Source organism: Corallococcus sp. AB038B (genome assembly GCF_003668955.1).
In the GTDB taxonomy this organism is placed as follows: domain Bacteria; phylum Myxococcota; class Myxococcia; order Myxococcales; family Myxococcaceae; genus Corallococcus; species Corallococcus exiguus.
Window position 1 is genome coordinate 1 of sequence record NZ_RAWO01000435.1, and the last position, 381, is coordinate 381.

Here is a 381-nt window from a genome sequence, read left to right on the forward strand (position 1 = left end):
GGACGTGGGCGTGCCGGAATTGAAGGACAAGCGCGTGCTGGCCTTCCGCCGCGAGGACGTGAAGCGCCTGGTGTTCCACCCGGGCGGCGGCGCGGAGCCGATTGCCGTGGCGCGCGTGACGGGCACGGACGGCGGCGACGGGGTGTGGGAGGTGGAGTCCCCGAAGCAGGGCAAGGCGCAGCACTTCAAGGTGGCGTCGGTGCTGGGCTCGCTGGACACCTTCAAGGCGTCGGCCTTCGGCGAGGCGAAGCCGAAGAGCTGGGCGAAGTACGGCATCTCCGACGCGTCGAGGGGCGCGGTGCTCCAGGGCGCGGACGGGAAGGAACTGGCGCGGCTGTGGCTGGGCAACGAGGTGAAGGACAAGCCCGGCGCGGTATACGC

The 381-nt window shown here is 71.1% G+C and carries 1 protein-coding gene; it reads left to right on the forward strand.

The genetic code is table 11. The features are described from left to right. A partial coding sequence (locus tag D7Y04_RS43800; protein WP_121763103.1) for a DUF4340 domain-containing protein occupies nt 1-381 on the forward strand: 381 nt, incomplete at both ends.